The sequence below is a fragment of the Streptomyces sp. NPDC050161 genome, from assembly GCF_044460025.1.
Lineage (GTDB): Bacteria > Actinomycetota > Actinomycetes > Streptomycetales > Streptomycetaceae > Streptomyces.
In genome coordinates this window covers 509,501-529,865 of record NZ_JBITJM010000002.1, presented here as the reverse complement: position 1 = coordinate 529,865, position 20,365 = coordinate 509,501, and the positions used below count along the sequence as shown (strand labels likewise).

Sequence of the window (20,365 nt, the reverse complement as noted above, 5' to 3'; positions counted from 1 at the left end):
ATGATCGGCCGCTCCACGCGATGCCACCGGAGGCCGCTCCGGCGGCATCGAGTGCTCGACGCCGTGACGACCGGCCGCCCCCGTTCCCCACGAGGATCCCGATGACATCCATACCGGAGGCGCTGTTGTGGTGCCTCAGTGCAGGATCGGCCGCCGCCGTGGTGCTGGCGGTTTTCCTGTTCCGAGCACGGACACAGCGGAACGGGCTCACCGAGCGCCTGACCGCGTCCGAGGAACAGGCCGCGGCCACAGTGCACAGCAACACCGAACTCACCGCCAGGCTGCGAGCCACCGAGGCGGAGATCCGGCACCTCGCCGGCGCCCGTATCCCGGACCTCACCACCGCGATCGCCCACCCGCACGTGCCCGTACGCGGGTTGCTCGACCCCCGGTTCGCCGGTTCCGAGACCGACCACGCGCTGACCGCCGTACTGGAACAGATCCGCGACGCGGTCAGCAAGGAGCGGCTGCGCGTGGACGCCGCCGCCCAGTCCACGCTGCGCGGTGCGACCACCACCATTCAGGCGCTGCTCTACCGCCTCCAGACGGCGCTTCAGGACATGCAGCACCGCTATGACGACCCGGACGTCGCGCAGGACCTGCTGAACGCGGACTTCCTCAACGAGCAGGCGCTGCGGCGCATTCAGGCAACCGGTGTGGTGTGCGGCGCCTGGCCCGGCCTGACCCGTGAGGACTCCTACCTCGCCGAACTGGTCGTCGGCTCCGCCTCCCGGCTGCGCGGCTACGAGCGTGTGCAGGTCAGCAACCAGCTGCGCGACCCGGTGGCCGTCGTCGCCCGTGCCGTCGAGCCGGTGGCGATCACCGTCACCGAGCTGCTGGCGAACGCGCTGCACCACTCGCACCGCGAACTGCCCGTCACCGTCACCCTCCAGCAGGGCAACCGCGGCGCCTCGGTGATCATCGACGACTACGGCGTCGGCATGCACGCCGACGAGGTCGCGCACGCGATGAGTCTGCTGTCAGGCGAGGACGACGTGCTGCTGACCCAGCTCGGCGACCCGCCGCGCTCCGGCTTCGCGGCGGCCGGCCAACTGGTGCGCCAGTACGGCTTCGGCGTGCACGTCGAGTCGTCGCCGTACGGCGGGGTGCGGGCCGTGGTCTACGTGCCGGGCGACCCCCTTCTCACCGTCCTCGACGAGAGCCGACAGCCCATGTCCGTGATGGCCCCGCTGCCGCACAGGTCCGGCGCCACGGACCGGTCCGCCGTCCTGCCCACCGGCGCCTCATCGCCCGCCGCCTCGCACGCGCCCGCCCACGCGGCGCCGAGCCACGCCGCTCCTTCGCACGCGGCACCCTCACACGCCGCCCCGTCGCACGCGGCACCGGCCCACGCCGCGCCCGCCGCGCCCGCGCACGCCGCGCCCGCACAGCCCGGCCCCGCCGATGCGCCCGCCGACCCGCCCGCCGAGGGTGAACTGCCGCGCAGGCGACGCCGTAAGCCGACCGCCGAGCAGGAGCAGAGCCTGCCGCGCACCGAGCCGGTCCACGAACGCACCCCGGAAGAGGCCGCCTCCCGCTGGGGCGCACTCCAGCAAGGCACCGAATCCGGCCGCGCCGCAGCCCAGTCAGAACCCCCTCGCAGCCCCGAAGGGAACCCCCAGCCATGAACACCCCGACCCGCCGCCGTGTCACCGAGGACAAGTCCTGGGTGCTGGCCCCTCTCCTGGAGCTGCCGCATGTTATCCACGCCGCCGTGATCTCCGGTGACGGATTCATCGAGGGAGCGTCGCCCGGCCTGAAGCGTGAGGCCGCCGAAGGCGTCGCCGCCATGATGTCCGCACTCCAGGGAGCGGGGCGCGCGGTGACCGCGGCGTTCGCCGAACAGGACGACGCCAAGCTGCGGCAGACCGTCATCGAGTCCGAACAGGGCTGGGTCTTCGCCATCCCCTCGGGCGAGAACACCTGCCTGGCCGTCTTCGCGGGACCTGAGGTCAACATGGGAGTCGTCGCGCACCACATGCAGATCCAGGTCACGACCCTCGGCAACAAGGTCATGAACAGCCCGGCTCGGGACCTCGGCAGCCCCGCATGACCCCGCGCCAGAGCAGCAGGCGCCTCGTACCGGCCTATCTGGCGACCGGCGGACGCGCCCAGCCCAGCCGCAACACGTTGGACCGGCTCACCCTGCTCCACAGTGCGGGGATGCCGATCACCAGTGACGTACGGCCGGAACAGCACCGGATCCTGGAGCTGCTCCAGCCCGGTGCCCTGTCTCTGGCCGAGGTCGCAGCCCATCTCCACCTGCCCGTCAGCGTGGTGAAGGTGCTGGTGGCCGACCTCGTCGACGCCGGCCGCCTGCACTCCCGTGTCCCCATACCCGAAGCCGAGCAATTCGACCGGCAGATCCTGGAGAGGGTTCTCGATGGACTCCGCTCTCTCAAGTCCTAGCAGCGGCCCCGGCACCGACGGCATGTACCTGTCCGGGGCCGACCAGACCCTGGTCAAGCTCCTGGTGGCAGGGCCGTTCGGGGTCGGGAAGACCACCCTCATCCGTGCGCTGTCGGAGACGCCGCCGCTGCACACCGAAGAGGTGATGACGCAGTCGGGCGCGCTCGTCGACGATCTCGCCGGGGTGCGGGAGAAGACCACGACCACCGTCGCCATCGACTTCGGGCGGCTCACGCTCCCCGGCGACCTGGTCCTGTACCTGTTCGGCACGCCGGGCCAGAAGCGCTTCCGGCCGCTGTGGCAGGACATCGCCCGCGGCGCACTCGGGGCGCTGGTCCTCGCGGACACCCGCCGCCTGGCGGACTCGTTCGAGGTGATGGACATCATCGAGGAGGCGGGGCTGCGCTACGCCGTCGCGGTCAACACCTTCCCGGACGCGCCGCAGCACGACATCCACTCGCTGCGCGACGCCCTCGACCTGCACCCCGATACGCCACTCGTGATGTGCGACGCCCGTGACCGTGACCAGTCCGTCGACGCGCTGATCGCGCTCGTCGGCCACGTTCTCGCCCATACGCCCCAGGAGAACCAGACCCCGTGACTTCCCCGTACCAGCCGGGCGCCACCCCGCCGCCCGGCTGCCCCGCGCACGCCCACGGCGGCGCGGCCACCGGTCCTGCGGACGCCTTCGGCCAGGACGCCCACACCCAGGACGCCATCGGCCAGGGCGGCTACGCCCAGGAGGCCCCCGCACAGGGCGGCCACCCCATGGAGCGGACCGACCGGAACTCGCTCGTGCGGCTGTACGACCCGGAGTTCGCGTCCGACCCGCACCGCTTCTACGCCTACCTGCGGCAGTACGGTGCCCTGGCACCCGTGGAGATCGCCACCGGCGTGACCGCCATGCTGGTCACCGACTACCGGGCCGCGCTCGACCTGCTGAACGACGACGCCACCTGGTCGAAGGACTCCCGCAGCTGGCAGGCGACCGTGCCGCCCGACTCGGCGGTGCTGCCGATGCTGGGCTGGCGCCCCAACGCCCTGTTCGCCGACGGTGACGTGCACCGGCGGCTGCGCCAGGTCATCACCGACAGCTTCCAGCTCGTCGAGCCGCACGAACTGCGCACCCGGGTGCGGCGGGCCGCGGACCGCCTCATCCGGAAGTTCGGCGCGCGCGGCGAGGTGGACCTCGTCCCCGAGTACGCCCAGCAGTTGCCGCTGCTGATGTTCAACACCCTCTTCGGTATGCCCGACGAGTACGGCGAGCAGCTGATCGCGGCCATGGGCGGGCTGATGGACGGGGCGACGCCGGAGGAGGCCGCGAAGGCCGACGCGGCGTTCTCGGCGTACATCATGGAGCTGGTCACCCGGAAGAAGAACCAGCGCGGTCCCGACCTCACCTCCTGGTTCCTCGACCACCTCAACGGCCTGTCCGACGACGAGGTCATCGCGCAGATCGTCGTGACCATGGCCGCGGGCAACGAGCCGCTGGCCAACCTCATCGGCAACGCGCTGTCCCGGATGCTCTCCGACGACCGTTACTACAGCACCCTGTCCGGCGGCGCGCTGACCGCGCAGGACGCCATCAACGAGGTGCTGTGGAACGACCCCCCGATGGCCAACTACTCCGCCCACTACGCGCGCCGTGACGTCTTCTTCCACGGCACGTGGGTGCGCGCGGGACAGCTGGTGATGGTCTCGTACGCGGCTGCCAACACCCAGTTCGGTACGGTCTCGCTCGGTGAGGGTTCGGGCAGCGGCGCGCACCTGGCCTGGGCGGCGGGGCCGCACGCCTGTCCCGTGCAGCGGCACGCGCTGGTGATCGCGACCACCGCGATCGAACGACTCACCGCCTGGCTCTCCGACATCGAACTCTCTGTTCCCGCAGAGCAGTTGCAGTGGCGGCCCGGCGGGTTCCAACGGGCTCTCGCAGCTCTTCCGGCCCGCTTCACCCCCATCACCCCCGATCAGGCAGGAGCCACCCCATGGGACAGCAGCTCGTCGCCATCGACCCGACCGGATCCGATATCCACGCAGAGGCAGACCGCCTCCGCGAGCTAGGCCGCGCCACCCGCGTCCAGCTTCCCGACGGACCGGAGGCGTGGGCGATCACCAGCCACAGCCTCCTCAAAGAGCTGCTGACCGACCCGCGGGTCTCCAAGAACGCGCGGGAGCACTGGCCCGCCTGGCAGCGCGGCGAGTACCACGAGACCTGGCTCCAGACCTGGGTCGGCGTCAGCAACATGTTCACCGCGTACGGCGCCGACCACCGGCGGCTGCGCAAGCTGATCGCGCCCGCCTTCACCGCCCGGCGCACCGAAGCCATGCTGCCGTCCGTCGAGCGCATCACCGCGTCCCTGCTCGACGGACTCGCGGCGGTACCGGCCGGCACCGCCTGCGACCTGCGGGCCGGTTTCGCGCACCCGCTGCCCCTACAGGTCATCTGCGAGCTGTTCGGCATCCCCGAGGGCGACACCCGCACCGAGCTGGCCCGGCTCGCCGAGATCATCATGACCACCGTCGACCCGGAAGAGGCCGGGGTCACGCTGGTGGCCACCCAGGAACTCCTGGGCGGCCTGGTCGCGTTGAAGCGACGGCAGCCCGGCGAGGACCTGACCAGCCTGATGGTGTCCGAGCGGGACGACGAGGGCCACACGATGAGCGAGCAGGAGCTGATCGACACGCTCCTGCTGGTCCTGATCGCCGGCCACGAGACCACCGTCAACCTCATCGGCAACGCGGTGCACAACCTGCTGACGCACCCGGACCAGCTCCAGCTGGTGCGCGACGGGAAGGCGTCCTGGAACGACGTCATCGAGGAGACCCTGCGCTGGTCCCCGAGCGTCGCCAACCTCCCGCTCCGCTTCGCCGTCGATGACATCGCCATCCCGGGCGGGCCGACCATCCGCAAGGGCGAGGCGATCCTGCCCGCGATCGCGAGCACCGGACGCGACCCGGAGCAATTCGGCGCCACCGCCGCCGGGTTCGACATCCTGCGGCCCAACGTCGAGCACCTCAGCTTCGGCTACGGCGTGCACCGCTGCCTGGGCTCCCCGCTGGCCCGCATGGAGGCCAGGGTCGCCCTCCCGGCGCTCTTCGACCGCTTCCCCGACCTGGAGTTCGCCGTTCCCCCGGCGACCCTGGAGCCCTCCGGCGGCTTCATCGTCTGCGGCTACCGCACCCTGCCCATCCACCTGACGCGCGGCTGACCCGCCCGTACGGCCACCGGCCCCACGCCCTCCGCGGGCGGCGGGGCCGGTGCTGTCGCACGCCCCCACGCCCCTCAGGACAACACCCCTGCCCCACCGGGCAGTTCACACCGAATCCCCGGTAACCCACACGAGCGGCACAATGCATCTGTTCAGGGCATAGCGGGCAGGTAGCCCTTCCGGACAGTCGTGACTGTGTGGAGGCCGAGATGAGCAGCAGGCGGATCCCCCTGACAGCGGCGCTCACCGCCGTGGTCCTGACCACCGGCATGACGACCACCGCCGCGCAAGTCAGCGGCAAACCTGCGGCCAGGCACGCCGCCGTGGCGAAGGCGCCGCTGGACCACTCCGGCGTCCTGGGCGAGACGGTGGTCGTACCGCCCTTCGCCACCGGCACCGCGATCGCCCGCTGCCCCGAGGGCCGGCAGCCCAGCGGGGGCGGCGGCGTGAGCGAGGACGGCGGGATCTTCCTCAACGGCTCGGCGGCCTCCGGCAACGGATGGCAGACGTACTTCAGCAATGAGTCCGGCGTGCCACGGACGGCAGCCGCGTTCGCCGTCTGCACGCAAACGCCCCATGTCCGCGTCAACGGCCCGCTGGTGGAGGTGCCGGCGCTGGCCACCAGCCCCGCGTCGGCGACGTGCCCCGAGGGACATGTGGTCAGCGGTGGCGGCTTCCGGGTCAGCGGCCCCGACGGCTCCGACCTGCTCGTCGCCAATCTCACCCCTGGCCAGGCAAACCAGTGGTTCGTCCGAGCCGTCAACAACACGAGCGAACTACGACGCGTGTCCGCCTACGCCGTCTGCTCCACCGCTCCCCACTCCCTGCACGCGGGCGCCTTGGTGACGGTGCAGCCGGGCCGGGATGCGAGCGCGACGGTCGCGTGCCCGGCGGGCCAGGTGGCCAGCGGAGGCGGCGGCCGGTCCACCTTCACCGGCGTCCCGCGCGCCCTCATCACCTCCTCCCGCGCGCTGCCGGGCGGCGGGGGCTGGGAGGTCCGCTTCAGGAACTCGGATGACGTCCCCCGCAGCCTGATCGCCGAGGTGGTCTGCACCACCACATAGAGCGCAGCGGCCCGCTGTCCGGCCCGGACGGTCCGTGCGCGTCGGTCAGGACGGCGTGCGGGCCGCCGCCAGCAGGCGGTCGGTGTCGGCGGGGCAGAGCTTCAGGGCGGCGCCAACGGTGCCGAGCACCTCGCGTTCGGCGGGGGTGTAGGAGCCGTCGGCGAGGGCGATGCGGGCCCCCTGGAGGAGCAGCGATTCGCGGCCCGCCGGGGCGAGATGCGGGGCCAGCGGCTCCAGGGACGCGTGCAGTTCGATGGCGAGCGCCGTGCCGCAGGGGTCGAGGCCGCCGCGGGGACGGCGGTCGCCCGCGCCGAGTGCCTCGACGGTGCCGCTGAGCGCCCCGGTGTCGGCGGCGAGCGCGGCGAGGAGGGTGAGCAGCTGGTCCTCGGACGAGTCCGCGAAGCCGGCCGCGCGGACGGTGTCGACGGCGGTGTCGCGTACCGCCTTGGCTGACGTGCCGCCGGCCGCGAGTACGGCGAGGGTGACGGTGTGCACGGCGTCGCGGAGCATCGCGGAGAGCCGCACGGTGGTGGGGTGGTCCAGCGCGTCCTGGCCGAAGTGGCCGTGGCAGGCGGAGCATTCGATGACCGGGTCGGCCGCGCCGCGGGAGAGCAGCGGGATGCCGAGTACGGTCAGGCGCCGGTGTCCTGTCCTGCGGAGGTAGTTGCGGTCGCCGCCGCAGTCGGGGCAGAAGAACTCACCATCGGCGACGGTACGCCAGGACGTGCACACGCCCAGCACACACATCTTGTGCCTCACGCCAGACCTCCGTAACTCCCCCGCAGCCTTCAGGACACGGGAAGTAACACCGTGGCCACGTCGCCGTATTGACGTGATGTTAGCCACATCCGTGATGCGGCGTCAGCACCTCGAACGGACAACTGGCCGAATGACGAAGGGTGCGCCCGCGCGCGGACCGCTGCGGGCGGCCGTCCGACGGCGCCGGGCGGGTGCGAGGGGCGGCCGTCCGGAAGCGGGTACGGGCAGGTGGGGACGGGTCGGTGGCCGCACGACACGGTGCCCCGGTGCCGCGTACGCGAGGCGTATGCGGCACCGGGGCACCGGGAAAGTGGCCGAAGGGCGGGCGCCCGCACACGGCGCCCGACCTCCGGGACGGTCAGCGTCCCGCGCGGTTGACCGCGGAGGCCACGGCCTTGATGGACGCACGCACGATGTTCGCGTCGATGCCGACGCCCCACAGGACCTTGTCGCCGATGGCGCACTCGACGTACGCGGCGGCCTGGGCGCCCGCGCCCTCGCTCATCGTGTGCTCGACGTAGTCCAGGACCCGGACGTCCGCGTCGATGGCGTGCAGCGAGTCGATGAAGGCGGCCAGCGGGCCGTTGCCCGATCCCGTCAGGACCGTGTCGGCGCCGTCCACCACGGCCTCGACGGTCAGCGCGTCGGTGCCCTCGCTGGTGGTCGAGGTCTGCGCGGAACGCAGCGCGATCCGGCCCCAGGCGTTGTCCGGGGTGGGCAGGTACTCGTCCTGGAAGGTGGCCCAGATGGCGGCCGGGGTGACCTCGCCGCCCTCCGTGTCGGTCTTCTCCTGGATGGTCCGGGAGAACTCGATCTGCATCCGGCGCGGCAGGTCCAGCTTGTGGTCGTTCTTCAGCACGTAGGCGATACCGCCCTTGCCGGACTGCGAGTTGACGCGGATGACCGCCTCGTAGGAGCGGCCGACGTCCTTGGGGTCGATGGGCAGGTACGGCACCGCCCACTCGATCTCGTCCACGGTCCTGCCCGCGGCGGCTGCCTCGGCCTCCATGGCGTCGAAGCCCTTCTTGATGGCGTCCTGGTGGGAGCCGGAGAAGGCGGTGTAGACCAGGTCGCCCGCGTAGGGGTGGCGCGGGTGGACCTCCATCTGGTTGCAGTACTCGCTGGTGCGGCGGATCTCGTCGATCTGCGAGAAGTCGATCTGCGGGTCGACGCCCTGCGAGAAGAGGTTCATGCCCAGCGTCACCAGGTCGACGTTGCCGGTCCGCTCGCCCTGCCCGAACAGGCAGCCCTCGACGCGGTCGGCGCCCGCCATGACCGCCAGCTCGGCGGCGGCCACCGCGGTGCCGCGGTCGTTGTGCGGGTGCACGGACAGGCATACGTGCGCGCGCCGGGACAGGTGGCGCGACATCCACTCGAAGCGGTCGGCGTGCGTGGAGGGCGTCGAACGCTCCACGGTGGCCGGCAGGTTGAGGATGATCTCGCGGCCCTCCTCGGGCTGCCAGACGTCGCAGACCGCTTCGCAGACCTCCAGTGCGAAGTCCAGCTCGGTGTCGGTGAAGATCTCCGGGCTGTACTGGTAGCCGAAGATCGTCTCGTCGCCCAGGATCTTGTCCGCGTACTCCATGACCAGCCGCGTACCGTCCACCGCGATCTGCTTGACCTGCTCCTTCGAGCCGCGGAACACGACCCGGCGGAAGGTGGGCGCGGTGGCGTTGTACAGGTGGACGGTGGCCCGGTGGGCGCCGCGCAGGGACTCCACGGTCCGCTCGATCAGCTCCTCGCGCGCCTGCGTCAGCACGGAGATCGTGACGTCATCGGGGATCGCACCCTCTTCGATGATCGACCGGACGAACGCGAAGTCGGTCTCGCCGGACGACGGGAAGCCGACCTCGATCTCCTTGTAGCCCATCTTCACCAGCAGGTCGAACATCTCGCGCTTGCGGGCCGGCGACATCGGGTCGATCAGCGCCTGGTTGCCGTCCCGCAGGTCCGTCGACAGCCAGCGGGGGGCCTTGGTGATCCGGTTGTCGGGCCAGGTGCGGTCCGGGATCTCCACGGCTTCGTAGCGGCCGTACTTGTGGACCGGCATCCCGGAGGGCTTCTGCAGCGCGGTGGCGTTGGTGACCGGAGTGGGGCGGCCGACGGTGTTCTCGGCGTGGCTCGACGGGTTCGTCATGATGCGTAGGGCTCCTCGTGTGTCCGCTGGACCGGCCGACGGGGCGATATATCGCAGCACCGAACTCCGCGGGGAGGGGGTCGGCCTACGACTACAGGCCCTCGCCGCGGCAGCTAAGGAGAAGCAGCCCGAAACGCATGATGCACAGCACCCTAACCGAGGTCGGCGAGCTACGGCGGCCCGTATCAGTATGCGGGACCGAGGGGACGTAACCGCCTGACTGCGATCAACCACACGTTTTCGGGAATCCCGGCAGCGGGCAGTGACAACTGCGTCACGCAATGCGACATTTGAAGGATGGACGTCACCTCAACGCCGGACACCCCGGCCACCCCGGTCTTCTGCACGATCGTGCCGCCGCACCTTCTCGACAAGCTGGCGCAAACCGACGATCCTGCCCGCAACGAGCCGGCCCGCCGCACTCTCGACCACGACACACAGCTCCGCACCCGGCGCCACGAAAACGCCCGCGCCACCACCGCACGCGCCGCCGCCGAAGCCCCGTCCGGCAAGCCCAACCGCACCATCTACGACGCCGGGCACGCCGAAACACTCCCCGGCACCAAGGTCCACAGCGAGGCCGACAGCCCGTCCAAGGACGCCTCGGTCAACCGCGCGCACGCCGGTCTCGGCGCGACCTTCGACCTCTACCTCAAGGTCTACGGCCGGCACTCCATCGACGGCGCCGACCTGCCGCTCAACGCCACCGTCCACTACGGCCAGAAGTACGACAACGCCTTCTGGGACGGCGAGCGGATGGTGTTCGGCGACGGCGACAACGACCTGTTCCTCGACTTCACCATCCCCGTCGACGTGATCGGGCACGAACTGACCCACGGCGTCACCCAGTACACCGCCAACCTCGACTACACCGGCCAGTCCGGCGCACTCAACGAATCCATCTCGGACGTCTTCGGTTCGCTGATCAAGCAGTACTCCCTCAGCCACAGCGCCGAGCAGGCCGACTGGCTGATCGGCGCCGACCTCCTCGGCCCGAACGTCACCGGCAAGGCCCTGCGCTCCATGAAGGCACCGGGCACCGCGTACGACGACGACGTGCTCGGCAAGGACCCGCAGCCGGCCAAGATGAAGGACTACGTCGAAACGCAGGAGGACAACGGCGGCGTCCACCTCAACTCCGGCATCCCCAACCACGCGTTCTACATCGCCGCGACCACCATCGGCGGCAACGCCTGGGAGCGCGCGGGCCAGGTCTGGTACGACGTGCTGACCGGCGGCCACCTCGCCAAGGACGCCAAGTTCGCCGACTTCGCCGCCCTCACCATCAAGGCGGCCCAGGCCCGGTACGGCGCGGGCGCCGAACACGAGGCCATGGTCAAGGCGTGGTCGCAGGTGGGCGTCACCCCCACCGAATAGCGCACCCCGGAGACGTCCCGCCCGCCCTGCTGGGTAGGAGCCACCCATGCGCATTCACATCCGACGCACCGGTGGCTTCGCCGGCATCGAGCGCCGCGCCGAGGTCGACACCTCGGCGCGGCCCGACGCCGACGACTGGCACACCCTCGCCACCCAGTCCCTCGACCAAGGCCACAACGAGCCCCCGGTCGGCACCCCCGACGGCTTCAGCTACCAGATCACCGTCGACGGACGAACGGTCTACTGCTCCGACCCCCGCCTGACCGAGGAACAACGAAAACTGATCACGCGGGTCATGAAGGAGGGGGCGTAGCGGGGGGCTCCGACCGCGGTGACGCCGTCGGAGCCCGGAGCTCCCGGCATCGGTGGCCCCACCCGTATCCGCTCCCGACCCCTTGACGGGGTTACCGGCGGTTAAGAAGATCCGCCCCATGGATACGACACCGGCACGTCCGTCCTCCCTCCCCCGTTTTCCCTCCAACTTCCTCTGGGGTGTGTCCACTTCGGCGCAGCAGATCGAGGGGGCCGTCGGTGAGGGCGGGCGGGGGCGGTCGGCGTGGGATGTGTTCGCCGGGGAGGGTGGGCGGATCAAGGACGGGTCGGATCCGGGGGTGGCGGTCGATCACTACCACCGGTACCGGGAGGACGTGGGGCTGCTGCGGGAGCTGGGGGTCGGGGCGTACCGGTTCTCGGTGGCGTGGCCTCGGGTGGTGCCGGACGGGAGCGGGGCGGTCAACGCGGCGGGGCTCGACTTCTACGACCGGCTGGTGGACGCGCTGCTGGCGGCCGGGGTCGAGCCGCTGCCGACGCTGTTCCACTGGGACACTCCGCAGGCGCTGGAGGAGCACGGCGGGTGGCTCCGGAGGGAGACGGCCGAGCACTTCGCCGCGTACGCGGATGCCGTCGCGGCGCGGCTCGGGGACCGCGTACGGCAGTGGATCACCCTCAACGAACCGGCCGAGCTGACGCTGCTCGGCTACGGCATCGGGCAGCACGCGCCCGGCCGGCAGCTGGTCTTCGACGCGCTGCCCGCGGCCCATCACCAACTCCTCGGCCACGGCCTCGCCGTGCAGGCACTGCGCGCCCGGGGCGCCACCGGCATCGGCGTCGCCAACTCGCACGGGCCGACCTGGCGGGCATCCGACGACGAGGCGGACGTCGCCGCCGCCGATCTCTACGACCTGCTGCTCAACCGCCTGTTCGCGGAACCGCTGCTGCTCGGCCGCTACCCGGACGAGGGCCTGGCGGCGATGCTGCCGGGGCCGGTGGCCGAGGACCTGAAGGTCATCTCGCAGCCGCTGGACTGGTACGGGATCAACTACTACCAGCCGACGCTGGTCGGCGCCCCCGAGCCGGGCGGCGGCGATGGCCCCACGGACTTCGGCGGCATCCGCATCCCGCCGCAACTCCCGTTCGCGCCACGGGAGATCGCGGGATACCCGCGGACCGACTTCGGCTGGCCGGTGGTCCCCGCGGCCCTCAACGAGCTGCTGCTGACCTTCCGCGAGCGGTACGGGGCGAGCCTGCCGCCGGTGATGATCACGGAGAACGGCTGCTCGTACGAGGGTGTGGACGACCGCGAGCGGATCGCCTTCCTCGACGGGCATCTGCGGGCGCTGCACGAGGCGATGGCGGCCGGCGTCGACGTACGCGGCTATTTCGTCTGGTCGTTGATGGACAACTTCGAGTGGGCGGAGGGCTACGCGCGCCGCTTCGGCCTGGTGCACATCGACTACGCGACGCTGGCACGCACCCCGAAGGCGTCCTTCCACTGGCTGCGCGACGTGCTCCGGGAGCAGGCGCGGGGATGACCGTGCCGGCCGCGGACGCCGGGGCGCTCGCGGAGCCGTCCGCGCCGGTGGGCGGCGGCTGGACGGCCTCGCTTTCGCTGGCGAACGGCGCGATCTGGGTCGGCTGGTACGGCCCCTTGCAGATCCTGCTCGCCGTGCAGGCCGCCGAGTTGGCGCCGCCCGGCACGTCCAAGGAGTCGGTGCTGGCCTGGGTGACGGGCGCCGGCGCCGTGGTCTCGCTGGTCGCCAACCCGCTGTTCGGCGCCCTGTCGGACCGTACGACCTCGCGGTTGGGGCGGCGTACGCCGTGGATCGCCGCCGGGGTCCTGGGTGGGGCGGCGGCGCTGGTGCTGCTGGCCGGGGCGCGGACGGTGTGGGCGATGGCGGGCGGCTGGTGCCTGGTGCAGCTGGCGCTGAACGCCGCGTTCGCCGCGGTGACCGCCGCCGTGCCGGACCGGGTGCCACGGCGGCAGCGCGGCGCGGTGGGCGGCTGGCTGGGCGCGGCGCAGATCCTGGGCGTGCTGGCCGGGACCGGGCTCGCGACGCTGGCCGGCGGGCTCACGGCCGGCTACTTGGCCTGCGCGGCGTTCACCGTGCTCGCCACCCTGCCGTACCTGCTGCGCCGGGATCTCGTGCTGCCCGCGGACGCCCGGCCGCCGTTCACCTGGCGGTCCTTCCGCACCGGCTTCGGATTCGACCCGCGCCGCCACCCTGACCTCGGCTGGGCCTGGCTGACCCGCTTCCTGATCAACCTCGGCAACGCGCTGGCGCTGCTCTACCTCCTGTACTTCCTGCGGGACGTGCTGCACCGGCCCGACCCGCAGGGCGGCGTGCTGATCCTGACGGCGGTCAACGGCGTGACGCTGCTGGGCACGGTCGTCGTCGGCGGCTTCTGGTCGGACCGGGTCGGGCGGCGCCGGCCGTTCGTGCTGTGGTCCGGTGTGATCATGACGGTCGCCGCCGTGCTGCTGGCCTGCTGGCAGACCTGGACCGGCGCACTGGCCGCCGCCGCGCTCCTCGGCGTCGGCTTCGGCGTGTTCACGTCCGTCGACTTCGCGCTGATGACGGACGTGCTGCCGGCCGCCGCGCACCGCGGCAAGGACCTCGGCGTCCTCAACATCGCCAACTCGCTGCCCCAGGTGGCGGCCCCGGCGCTGGCCGCCCCGATCGTCGCCCACCTCGGCGGCTACCGCGCGCTGTATCTCGTCGCGGCGGCGATCGGCCTGCTGGGTGCGCTGCTGGTCCGGCGGATCCGCGGGGTGGCGTGAGGCGGGACGGCCAGGGCCGGTGGGACGGCAGGGGCCGGTGGGGACAGCCCCCCGCTGGAGCGGGTACCAGCCGGATTCTTCACCGCCCCGCCACGCCATAACGTCCCGGCCATGACGTACTCAACGGAGCCCCTACCGCGCGTACGCCGGCGCCGCAGCCTGCTCGTCTACCTCGGCCTCGCCTACGCCGGCATGTGGGCGGCGATGACTCCGCTCCTGGTCAGCGGCTTCCAACGGGGCGACGCCCGGCAGGACACCGGCGCGCTGGAGCAGATCTGCATCGCCGCCGCGATGCTCGCCCCGGCACTGGCCGCGCTCGTCGCCGTCCGCTGGACCGAGGGCGGCGGACGGGTACGGGAATCCCTCGCCCTGCGCTGGCCGCGGCCCTGGGGCCGCGCGGTACGGGCCTGTCTGACGGCCTTCGCCGTCCCCGCCTGCCTCACCGCCGCCGCCCTCGCCATCGGCGCCCTCGCGGGCAGTTACCCCTTCGGCGGTGTGCACTGGGGCGGGCTCGGTACCTGGGCGGCCACGGCGGTGGGCCAGATGCTGCTGTCGCTCCCGCTCTTCTTCGGCGAGGAACTGGGCTGGCAGGGCTACCTCTTCCCCCGCCTGGCACGGGACGGCGGCAGCCTCGGCCTGCTGGGGGCCTACCTGGTCACCGGCGCGGCCTTCGCCCTGTGGCACCTGCCCACACTGCTGATGGGCGGCCAGTACCCGGGGCGGCCCTGGTACGTGTCGGTGCCCGCGATGCTGGTGAGCTGCGTGCTCATCCTGCCGGTCTTCACCTGGCTGCGGCTGCGCTCCGGCTCGGTCGTGCCCGCCGTCATCGGCCATGCGTTCATCAGCTCGGTGAGCGTGGCGATGGTCAAGGAGTTCGCCGACCCGGCCGCCGCGCTCGACCCCCTGCACATGGGGATCAACGGATGGCCCGGCTGGATCGCACTGGCCGCCTTCGTCGCCTTCCTGGCGCTGACGGGCCGCCTCCGGCCGTCCCGCTACGTCCTGCCGGGACCGGTCAGGAACTCGCAGCCCACCCTGGCCAAGCCGGTCCGGGGCGGGCCCGTGTCCTAGAACCCCAGCTTGCGCAGCTGCTTCGGGTCGCGCTGCCAGTCCTTGGCGACCTTGACGTGCAGGTCGAGGAAGACCGGCGTCCCGAGCAGCGCCTCGATGTGCTTGCGGGACTTGGTGCCGACCTCCTTCAAGCGCTTGCCCTTCGGGCCGATGATGATGCCCTTCTGGCTGGGGCGCTCGATGTAGACGTTGGCGTGGATGTCGAGCAGCGGCTTGTCGGCGGGCCGGTCCTCGCGGGCGATCATCTCCTCGACGACCACGGCGATGGAGTGCGGCAGCTCGTCGCGTACGCCCTCCAGCGCGGCCTCGCGGATCAGCTCGGCGACCATGACCTGCTCGGGCTCGTCGGTGAGGTCGCCCTCCGGGTACAGCGGCGGGCTCTCCGGCAGCAGCGGCACGAGCAGGTCGGCGAGCAGGCCGACCTGCTTGTCGCCGACGGCGGACACCGGAATGATCTCGGCCCACTCGATGCCGAGATCCTGGCCGAGCTTGTCGATGGCCAGCAGCTGCTCGGCCAGCGCCTTGGAGTCGACCAGGTCGGTCTTGGTGACGACGGCGACCTTCGGGGTCTTCTTGATGCCGGCCAGTTCGGCGGCGATGTAGCGGTCGCCGGGGCCGAGCTTCTGGTCGGCGGGCAGGCAGAAGCCGATCACGTCGACCTCGGCCCAGGTGGTGCGCACCACGTCGTTGAGCCGCTCGCCGAGCAGGGTGCGCGGCTTGTGCAGGCCCGGGGTGTCCACGAGGACGAGCTGCGCCTCGGGGCGGTGCACGATGCCGCGGACGGTGTGGCGGGTGGTCTGCGGCCGGTTGGAGGTGATGGCCACCTTCGTGCCGACCAGAGCGTTCGTGAGGGTGGACTTGCCCGCGTTGGGGCGGCCGACGAAGCAGGCGAAGCCGGCGCGGTGCGGGGCTGAGGAGTCTGTACGAGCGCTCATGGCGCCCATTGTCCCCGATCCCCGGGGCCGCTCCGACCACCGGCGTACGCCGGTGGCCGGGCACAGGCTCTCAGAGCTGCGGGCCGCCCGCCGGGGTGTTGCCGCGCAGGGTGCCGTCGGGGCCCGCGACCAGGACCGGCGTGCCGGGGCCGCCGAGGTCGCGTACCGCCGCGCGGTCGGCGTCGGCAGCGTCGTCGGCCTCGGTGACCACCGCGGCGGCCTCCAGGGACTGCGCGCCGCTGGCCACGGCCATCGCCACGGCCGTCTGCAACGCGCTGAGCCGCAGCGACTCCAGGGCGACGGTGCCGGCGACGTAGGTGCGTCCGGTCTCGTCGCGCACGGCGGCGCCCTCGGGCACACCGTTGCGGGCCCGCGCCGAGCGCGCGAGCGTAATGATCTTGCGGTCTTCCGGGTCCAGTGCTGCGGCTTCGCTCATACGGCCGAGCATATGCGGGGCGGCGGCTGCCCGGCCGCGCGGGGCGCAGCACCGGAACACGGCACCGGCGGCGGGCTACCGGCGCGGTGCGCGGGCGGCGCGGACGGACCGCGGCGACGGCGGCACGGCGGCGCCTGACGGCTCCGACGACGGCGCGCAGGGCACGGAAACGGCGCCGGAGCACGGCTTCGGGAGCGCGCCGGCCGCCGTGAACCGCGCGGCCCGCACCTGCGCGCGGGACGCCGCGTCGAGCAGCACCACCGAGGCCGCGTCGGCGAGCGAAGCGGGCAGCGCGGCGGCGGACCGGGTGCCGGCCGGCGGCAGGGCGGCGAGCAGCCGGCCGAGGCCGCGGCAGTGCCGGGCGAAGACGCGGCGGCGCACCCAGCGGTCGCGGGCCCGCTGCCCCGACAGGGCGACAGCGGCCCCGACGTCCAGCACCACGAGATGCAGGGTCCGGCCGCGCCGCGCGGCACACCACGCCAGCAGGCGCCGCAGCCACGGCCGGCTGCCGCAGTCGTGCACCAGCAGCGGCCGGTCCCCGCCCAGCTCGGCGCGCAGCCACAGCAGGAGCCTGGCCCGCGCCCAGGGCCGGTAGACCGCGTACGGCAGCCAGCCGGGCATCACCGCCTCGCAGGCGACGTGGACGGTACGCGGGTCGATCACCGCCACATCGGCCGCCGCCGACCAGCGGTGCAGCAGGGTGCTCTTGCCGCTGCCCGGCAGTCCGGAGACCACGACGACGGCGCCCGGCGGGTAGCTGAGGGTGGCCGGGACGGTGTCCGCGGCGCGCAGGTCCCGCAGGCCCTGCGGGCGGGCATCCGGCGCCGGTGACGCGGCGGCCCGCGAGTCTGCCGCGCCCGCTCCTTCGGTGCCCGCCACCTCGAACTCCCCCCGCTCGCGCTCCCCTTGCCCGCCTTCCCCCACCGCCAGCTTGGCACAGGCGCCCGCCCGGCCCCAGGCCCGCGTCCTGGCGCGCGCACCGTCCGCGCGGTTCAGCCGGCCGACGCCCCGCCGACCGTGCCGTGACGGCTGTCCGCGGTGGCGCGGACCGGCTCGCACAGCACGGTAATGATCTTGTTGCGGCGGCCGGCCGTCGACTCCGCGGTCAGCCGCAGCGCGGTCAGGTCCGGGTCGTACCTGTCGTCGGAGAGATCCACCTCGGCCGTCGCACCGGCGATCGGCACCCGGCCCAGCAGCTTGGCCAGCAGCCCGCCGACCGTCTCGACGTCCTCGTCGTCCAGCTCCGCCAGGCCGTACAGCTCGCCGAGGTCGCCGATGTCCAGGCGGGCGGTGACGCGGTAGCGGCCGTCGCCCAGCTCCTCGACCGGCGGCAGCTCCCTGTCGTACTCGTCGGTGATCTCGCCGACGATCTCCTCCAGGATGTCCTCGATCGTGACGATGCCGGCCGTGCCGCCGTACTCGTCGATGACCACCGCGACGTGGTTGCGGTCCTGCTGCATCTCGCGCAGCAGGTCACCGGCGTTCTTGGTGTCCGGCACGAAGACCGCCTGGCGCATCGCGGAGGAGACCAGCTCGGTCTCCGCGTCCCGGCTGATGTGCACCTTGCGGGCGAGGTCCTTGAGGTAGACCATGCCGACGATGTCGTCCTCGTTCTCGCCGGTCACCGGGATCCGCGAGAAGCCGGAGCGCAGCGCGAGGGTCAGCGCCTGCCGGATGGTCTTGTACCGCTCGACGGCCACCAGGTCCGTACGCGGCACCATCACCTCGCGCACCAGGGTGTCGCCGAGCTGGAAGACGGAGTGCACCATCCGGCGCTCCTCGTCCTCGATCAGCGACTCCTTCTCGGCGAGGTCGACCAGCGACCGCAGCTCCGCCTCGGAGGCGAACGGCCCCTTGCGGAAGCCCTTGCCCGGGGTGAGGGCGTTGCCGAGGAGGATCAGCAGCTGCGGGACCGGGCCCATGATCCGGGCCAGCGGCAGCAGGACGTACGCGGCGGCGGTGGCGGTGTTCAGCGGGTGCTGGCGGCCGATGGTGCGCGGCGAGACGCCGACCGCGACGTACGAGACGAGCACCATCACGCCGATGGCGACGGTCAGCGCCTCCCACGTCACCGCGAACGAGCGGACGCAGGCGTACGTCACCAGGACACCGGCCGCCATCTCGCAGCCGACGCGCACCAGCAGCGCGACGTTCAGGTAGCGGGTGGGGTCGGCGGCGACGGCGGCGAGCTTGGCGCTGCCGCGGCGGCCGGAGCGGACCGCCTCCTCGGCGCGGAAGCTGGTGGTACGGGCCAGTCCGGCCTCCGCGCAGGCGGCGAGCCAGGCGATCACGACGAGCAGTACCGCTACCGCGATCAGTTGGGTGGTCATTCCCGTCGCCCGGTCAGGTCAGGGTGGGGGCCGGGGACGGGCCGTCCAGGCCCCGCTCGGCGCGCCAGCCGTCGATGATGGCCGCCTGGAGGCCGAACATCTCCGCCTTCTCGTCCGGCTCTTCGTGGTCGTACCCCAGGAGGTGCAGCACGCCGTGGACGGTGAGGAGTTGGAGTTCCTCGTCCATGGAGTGCCCGGTCGGGGCCGCTTCGCCCTGCTGCTTGGCGACCTCGGGGCAGAGCACGATGTCACCGAGGAGCCCCTGCGGGGGCTCCTCGTCGTCCTTGGCCGGCGGACGCAGTTCGTCCATCGGGAAGGACATGACATCGGTCGGGCCGGGGAGGTCCATCCACTGGATGTGGAGCTGCTCCATGGCCTCGGCGTCCACGACGATCACGGACAGCTCGGAGAGCGGGTGGATGCGCATCCGGGCGATGGCGTAGCGGGCGACGTCCAGGACGGCCTGCTCGTCGATGTCCGTTCCGGACTCGTTGTTGACGTCGATCGACATGAGGGGGCTGACTTCTCGCTTCTCGTCCGCGGGCCGGACCGGCCCTGAGGGCTAGCCGCTGTTGCGGCTGTCGTACTTCTCGTATGCGTCGACGATACGGCCCACGAGTTTGTGCCGGACGACGTCCTGGCTGGTGAGGCGGGAGAAATGCACGTCGTCGACGTTCTCCAGGATCTCCTGGACCTGCCGCAGGCCGCTCTTGCCACCGCCTCCGGGAAGGTCGATCTGGGTGATGTCACCCGTGATGACGATCTTCGAATCGAAGCCGAGACGGGTGAGGAACATCTTCATCTGCTCGGGGCTGGTGTTCTGCGCCTCGTCGAGAATGATGAAGGCGTCATTAAGGGTGCGGCCCCTCATATAAGCCAGCGGCGCGACCTCAATCGTCCCCGCTGCCATCAGGCGTGGGATCGAATCCGGGTCGAGCATGTCGTGCAGCGCGTCGTAGAGGGGGCGCAGGTACGGGTCGATCTTTTCGTAGAGGGTGCCGGGGAGGAAGCCCAGGCGTTCGCCCGCCTCGACGGCGGGGCGGGTGAGGATGATGCGGTTGACCTGCTTGGCCTGGAGCGCCTGTACCGCCTTGGCCATCGCGAGGTAGGTCTTGCCGGTGCCCGCGGGGCCGATGCCGAAGACGATGGTGTGCTGGTCGATGGCGTCGACGTAGCGCTTCTGGTTGAGGGTCTTGGGGCGGATGGTGCGACCGCGGTTGGAGAGGATGTTCTGGGTGAGGACCTCGGCCGGTGTCTCGCCTTCGGTGCCCTCGCCGTTCTCCGCCGCGCGCAGCATCGCGATGGAGCGTTCCACGGCGTCCTCCGTCATCGGTTGTCCGGTGCGGAGCACCAGCATCATCTCGTCGAACAGGCGCTGGATGAGGGCGACTTCCTCGGCGTCGCCGACAGCGCTGACGTCATTGCCCCGGACATGGATGTCCGTCGCGGGGAACGCTTTCTCGATCACGCGCAGAAGCGAGTCTCCCGATCCCAGAACCGTCACCATGGGGTGCTTGGCCGGGACGGTGAACTGGGCGCTCGCCTGCGGTTCGCTGGGTGTCTGAGTCATGGGCCGGCGC

20 protein-coding genes are annotated in these 20,365 nt (G+C 71.8%); 12 read left to right on the top strand and 8 right to left on the bottom strand.

Features of this window, described 5'->3' with window-relative positions; all coding sequences use genetic code 11:
* Nucleotides 1–101 precede the first annotated feature (101 nt).
* The 7 genes from ACIBK8_RS05485 to ACIBK8_RS05455 all read left to right on the top strand — a co-directional run bounded on the left by ACIBK8_RS05485 (nucleotide 102) and on the right by ACIBK8_RS05455 (nucleotide 6,682).
* Nucleotides 102–1,628 carry an ATP-binding protein gene (locus tag ACIBK8_RS05485; RefSeq protein WP_399040227.1) on the top strand — a complete coding sequence of 509 codons (1,527 nt, stop codon included), beginning with the start codon at nucleotides 102–104 and terminating at the stop codon, nucleotides 1,626–1,628.
* Nucleotides 1,625–2,053: a roadblock/LC7 domain-containing protein gene (locus ACIBK8_RS05480; RefSeq protein WP_393680164.1), complete on the top strand. Its 429-nt coding sequence runs from the start codon at nucleotides 1,625–1,627 to the stop codon at nucleotides 2,051–2,053. Before ACIBK8_RS05485 ends, ACIBK8_RS05480 begins: the two co-directional genes overlap by 4 nt.
* Nucleotides 2,050–2,409, top strand: coding sequence for a DUF742 domain-containing protein (locus ACIBK8_RS05475; RefSeq protein WP_393680166.1), 360 nt, complete (start codon nucleotides 2,050–2,052; stop codon nucleotides 2,407–2,409). The genes ACIBK8_RS05480 and ACIBK8_RS05475 overlap by 4 nt, the downstream gene beginning before the upstream one ends.
* Nucleotides 2,384–3,010: a GTP-binding protein gene (locus ACIBK8_RS05470; RefSeq protein ID WP_399040225.1), complete on the top strand. Its 627-nt coding sequence runs from the start codon at nucleotides 2,384–2,386 to the stop codon at nucleotides 3,008–3,010. Before ACIBK8_RS05475 ends, ACIBK8_RS05470 begins: the two co-directional genes overlap by 26 nt.
* Nucleotides 3,007–4,470: a cytochrome P450 gene (locus tag ACIBK8_RS05465; protein WP_399040224.1), complete on the top strand. Its 1,464-nt coding sequence runs from the start codon at nucleotides 3,007–3,009 to the stop codon at nucleotides 4,468–4,470. The genes ACIBK8_RS05470 and ACIBK8_RS05465 overlap by 4 nt, the downstream gene beginning before the upstream one ends.
* Nucleotides 4,395–5,618 carry a cytochrome P450 gene (locus tag ACIBK8_RS05460; protein WP_399040222.1) on the top strand — a complete coding sequence of 408 codons (1,224 nt, stop codon included), beginning with the start codon at nucleotides 4,395–4,397 and terminating at the stop codon, nucleotides 5,616–5,618. Before ACIBK8_RS05465 ends, ACIBK8_RS05460 begins: the two co-directional genes overlap by 76 nt.
* 209 nt (nucleotides 5,619–5,827) lie before the next feature.
* On the top strand, nucleotides 5,828–6,682 hold the full coding sequence (locus ACIBK8_RS05455; protein WP_399040220.1) for a hypothetical protein: 855 nt from the start codon (nucleotides 5,828–5,830) through the stop codon (nucleotides 6,680–6,682).
* Between the two features lie 45 nt (nucleotides 6,683–6,727).
* Here ACIBK8_RS05455 and ACIBK8_RS05450 read toward each other — a convergent pair whose 3' ends face one another.
* Together ACIBK8_RS05450 and leuA are read right to left on the bottom strand one after the other, a co-directional pair.
* Nucleotides 6,728–7,429, bottom strand: a complete 702-nt coding sequence (locus ACIBK8_RS05450; protein WP_393680349.1) for a TerB family tellurite resistance protein — start codon at nucleotides 7,427–7,429, stop codon at nucleotides 6,728–6,730.
* A gap of 370 nt (nucleotides 7,430–7,799) precedes the next feature.
* A complete protein-coding gene (leuA, locus tag ACIBK8_RS05445; protein WP_393680173.1) occupies nucleotides 7,800–9,578 on the bottom strand; it encodes a 2-isopropylmalate synthase in 1,779 nt (592 codons plus the stop codon).
* A 297-nt stretch (nucleotides 9,579–9,875) separates the two neighbouring features.
* Here leuA and ACIBK8_RS05440 point away from each other — a divergent pair, with 297 nt between their 5' ends.
* The 5 genes from ACIBK8_RS05440 (at nucleotide 9,876) to ACIBK8_RS05420 (ending at nucleotide 15,084) form a co-directional block, all read left to right on the top strand.
* The gene (locus tag ACIBK8_RS05440; RefSeq protein WP_399040218.1) at nucleotides 9,876–10,955 is read left to right on the top strand and encodes a M4 family metallopeptidase; all 1,080 of its coding nucleotides are present in this window, start codon (nucleotides 9,876–9,878) and stop codon (nucleotides 10,953–10,955) included.
* 46 nt (nucleotides 10,956–11,001) lie between these two features.
* Entirely contained in the window at nucleotides 11,002–11,268 is a 267-nt protein-coding gene (locus ACIBK8_RS05435; protein ID WP_399040216.1) for a protealysin inhibitor emfourin, read from the top strand.
* A gap of 118 nt (nucleotides 11,269–11,386) precedes the next feature.
* Entirely contained in the window at nucleotides 11,387–12,766 is a 1,380-nt protein-coding gene (locus ACIBK8_RS05430) for a GH1 family beta-glucosidase (protein ID WP_399040215.1), read from the top strand.
* Complete coding sequence (locus ACIBK8_RS05425; RefSeq protein WP_399040213.1) at nucleotides 12,763–14,013, top strand: MFS transporter; 1,251 nt, start codon at nucleotides 12,763–12,765, stop codon at nucleotides 14,011–14,013. The genes ACIBK8_RS05430 and ACIBK8_RS05425 overlap by 4 nt, the downstream gene beginning before the upstream one ends.
* Before the next feature lie 111 nt (nucleotides 14,014–14,124).
* Entirely contained in the window at nucleotides 14,125–15,084 is a 960-nt protein-coding gene (locus ACIBK8_RS05420; protein WP_399040211.1) for a lysostaphin resistance A-like protein, read from the top strand.
* On the opposite strand, the gene era is transcribed toward ACIBK8_RS05420, so the two are convergent.
* From era to ACIBK8_RS05390, 6 genes are all read right to left on the bottom strand, one after another.
* Nucleotides 15,081–16,019 carry a GTPase Era gene (era, locus tag ACIBK8_RS05415; protein ID WP_399040210.1) on the bottom strand — a complete coding sequence of 313 codons (939 nt, stop codon included), beginning with the start codon at nucleotides 16,017–16,019 and terminating at the stop codon, nucleotides 15,081–15,083. The two genes, ACIBK8_RS05420 and era, sit on opposite strands and share 4 nt — an antisense overlap.
* A 70-nt stretch (nucleotides 16,020–16,089) precedes the next feature.
* Nucleotides 16,090–16,467: a cytidine deaminase gene (locus ACIBK8_RS05410; RefSeq protein ID WP_399040209.1), complete on the bottom strand. Its 378-nt coding sequence runs from the start codon at nucleotides 16,465–16,467 to the stop codon at nucleotides 16,090–16,092.
* A gap of 63 nt (nucleotides 16,468–16,530) precedes the next feature.
* Nucleotides 16,531–17,334: an AAA family ATPase gene (locus tag ACIBK8_RS05405; protein WP_399040208.1), complete on the bottom strand. Its 804-nt coding sequence runs from the start codon at nucleotides 17,332–17,334 to the stop codon at nucleotides 16,531–16,533.
* Between the two features lie 113 nt (nucleotides 17,335–17,447).
* Entirely contained in the window at nucleotides 17,448–18,785 is a 1,338-nt protein-coding gene (locus ACIBK8_RS05400; RefSeq protein WP_399040206.1) for a hemolysin family protein, read from the bottom strand.
* A 13-nt stretch (nucleotides 18,786–18,798) separates the two neighbouring features.
* Nucleotides 18,799–19,296 (bottom strand): rRNA maturation RNase YbeY, encoded by a 498-nt coding sequence (gene ybeY, locus ACIBK8_RS05395; RefSeq protein ID WP_393680189.1) that lies wholly within the window; start codon nucleotides 19,294–19,296, stop codon nucleotides 18,799–18,801.
* A gap of 51 nt (nucleotides 19,297–19,347) precedes the next feature.
* On the bottom strand, nucleotides 19,348–20,355 hold the full coding sequence (locus ACIBK8_RS05390; protein ID WP_399040204.1) for a PhoH family protein: 1,008 nt from the start codon (nucleotides 20,353–20,355) through the stop codon (nucleotides 19,348–19,350).
* Nucleotides 20,356–20,365: the final 10 nt, after the last annotated feature.

Bases quoted from the DNA above. Each gene is read 5' to 3' on its own strand.
- ACIBK8_RS05440 (WP_399040218.1), top strand. From the start codon at position 9,876: ATGGACGTCACCTCAACGCCGGACACCCCGGCCACCCCGGTCTTCTGC.
- ACIBK8_RS05450 (WP_393680349.1), bottom strand. From the start codon at position 7,429: ATGTGTGTGCTGGGCGTGTGCACGTCCTGGCGTACCGTCGCCGATGGT.
- ACIBK8_RS05485 (WP_399040227.1), top strand. From the start codon at position 102: ATGACATCCATACCGGAGGCGCTGTTGTGGTGCCTCAGTGCAGGATCG.
- ACIBK8_RS05420 (WP_399040211.1), top strand. From the start codon at position 14,125: ATGACGTACTCAACGGAGCCCCTACCGCGCGTACGCCGGCGCCGCAGC.
- ybeY (WP_393680189.1), bottom strand. From the start codon at position 19,296: ATGTCGATCGACGTCAACAACGAGTCCGGAACGGACATCGACGAGCAG.
- ACIBK8_RS05430 (WP_399040215.1), top strand. From the start codon at position 11,387: ATGGATACGACACCGGCACGTCCGTCCTCCCTCCCCCGTTTTCCCTCC.
- ACIBK8_RS05480 (WP_393680164.1), top strand. From the start codon at position 1,625: ATGAACACCCCGACCCGCCGCCGTGTCACCGAGGACAAGTCCTGGGTG.
- ACIBK8_RS05475 (WP_393680166.1), top strand. From the start codon at position 2,050: ATGACCCCGCGCCAGAGCAGCAGGCGCCTCGTACCGGCCTATCTGGCG.
- ACIBK8_RS05410 (WP_399040209.1), bottom strand. From the start codon at position 16,467: ATGCTCGGCCGTATGAGCGAAGCCGCAGCACTGGACCCGGAAGACCGC.
- era (WP_399040210.1), bottom strand. From the start codon at position 16,019: ATGAGCGCTCGTACAGACTCCTCAGCCCCGCACCGCGCCGGCTTCGCC.
- ACIBK8_RS05400 (WP_399040206.1), bottom strand. From the start codon at position 18,785: ATGACCACCCAACTGATCGCGGTAGCGGTACTGCTCGTCGTGATCGCC.
- ACIBK8_RS05390 (WP_399040204.1), bottom strand. From the start codon at position 20,355: ATGACTCAGACACCCAGCGAACCGCAGGCGAGCGCCCAGTTCACCGTC.
- ACIBK8_RS05435 (WP_399040216.1), top strand. From the start codon at position 11,002: ATGCGCATTCACATCCGACGCACCGGTGGCTTCGCCGGCATCGAGCGC.
- leuA (WP_393680173.1), bottom strand. From the start codon at position 9,578: ATGACGAACCCGTCGAGCCACGCCGAGAACACCGTCGGCCGCCCCACT.
- ACIBK8_RS05455 (WP_399040220.1), top strand. From the start codon at position 5,828: ATGAGCAGCAGGCGGATCCCCCTGACAGCGGCGCTCACCGCCGTGGTC.
- ACIBK8_RS05460 (WP_399040222.1), top strand. From the start codon at position 4,395: ATGGGACAGCAGCTCGTCGCCATCGACCCGACCGGATCCGATATCCAC.
- ACIBK8_RS05425 (WP_399040213.1), top strand. From the start codon at position 12,763: ATGACCGTGCCGGCCGCGGACGCCGGGGCGCTCGCGGAGCCGTCCGCG.
- ACIBK8_RS05470 (WP_399040225.1), top strand. From the start codon at position 2,384: ATGGACTCCGCTCTCTCAAGTCCTAGCAGCGGCCCCGGCACCGACGGC.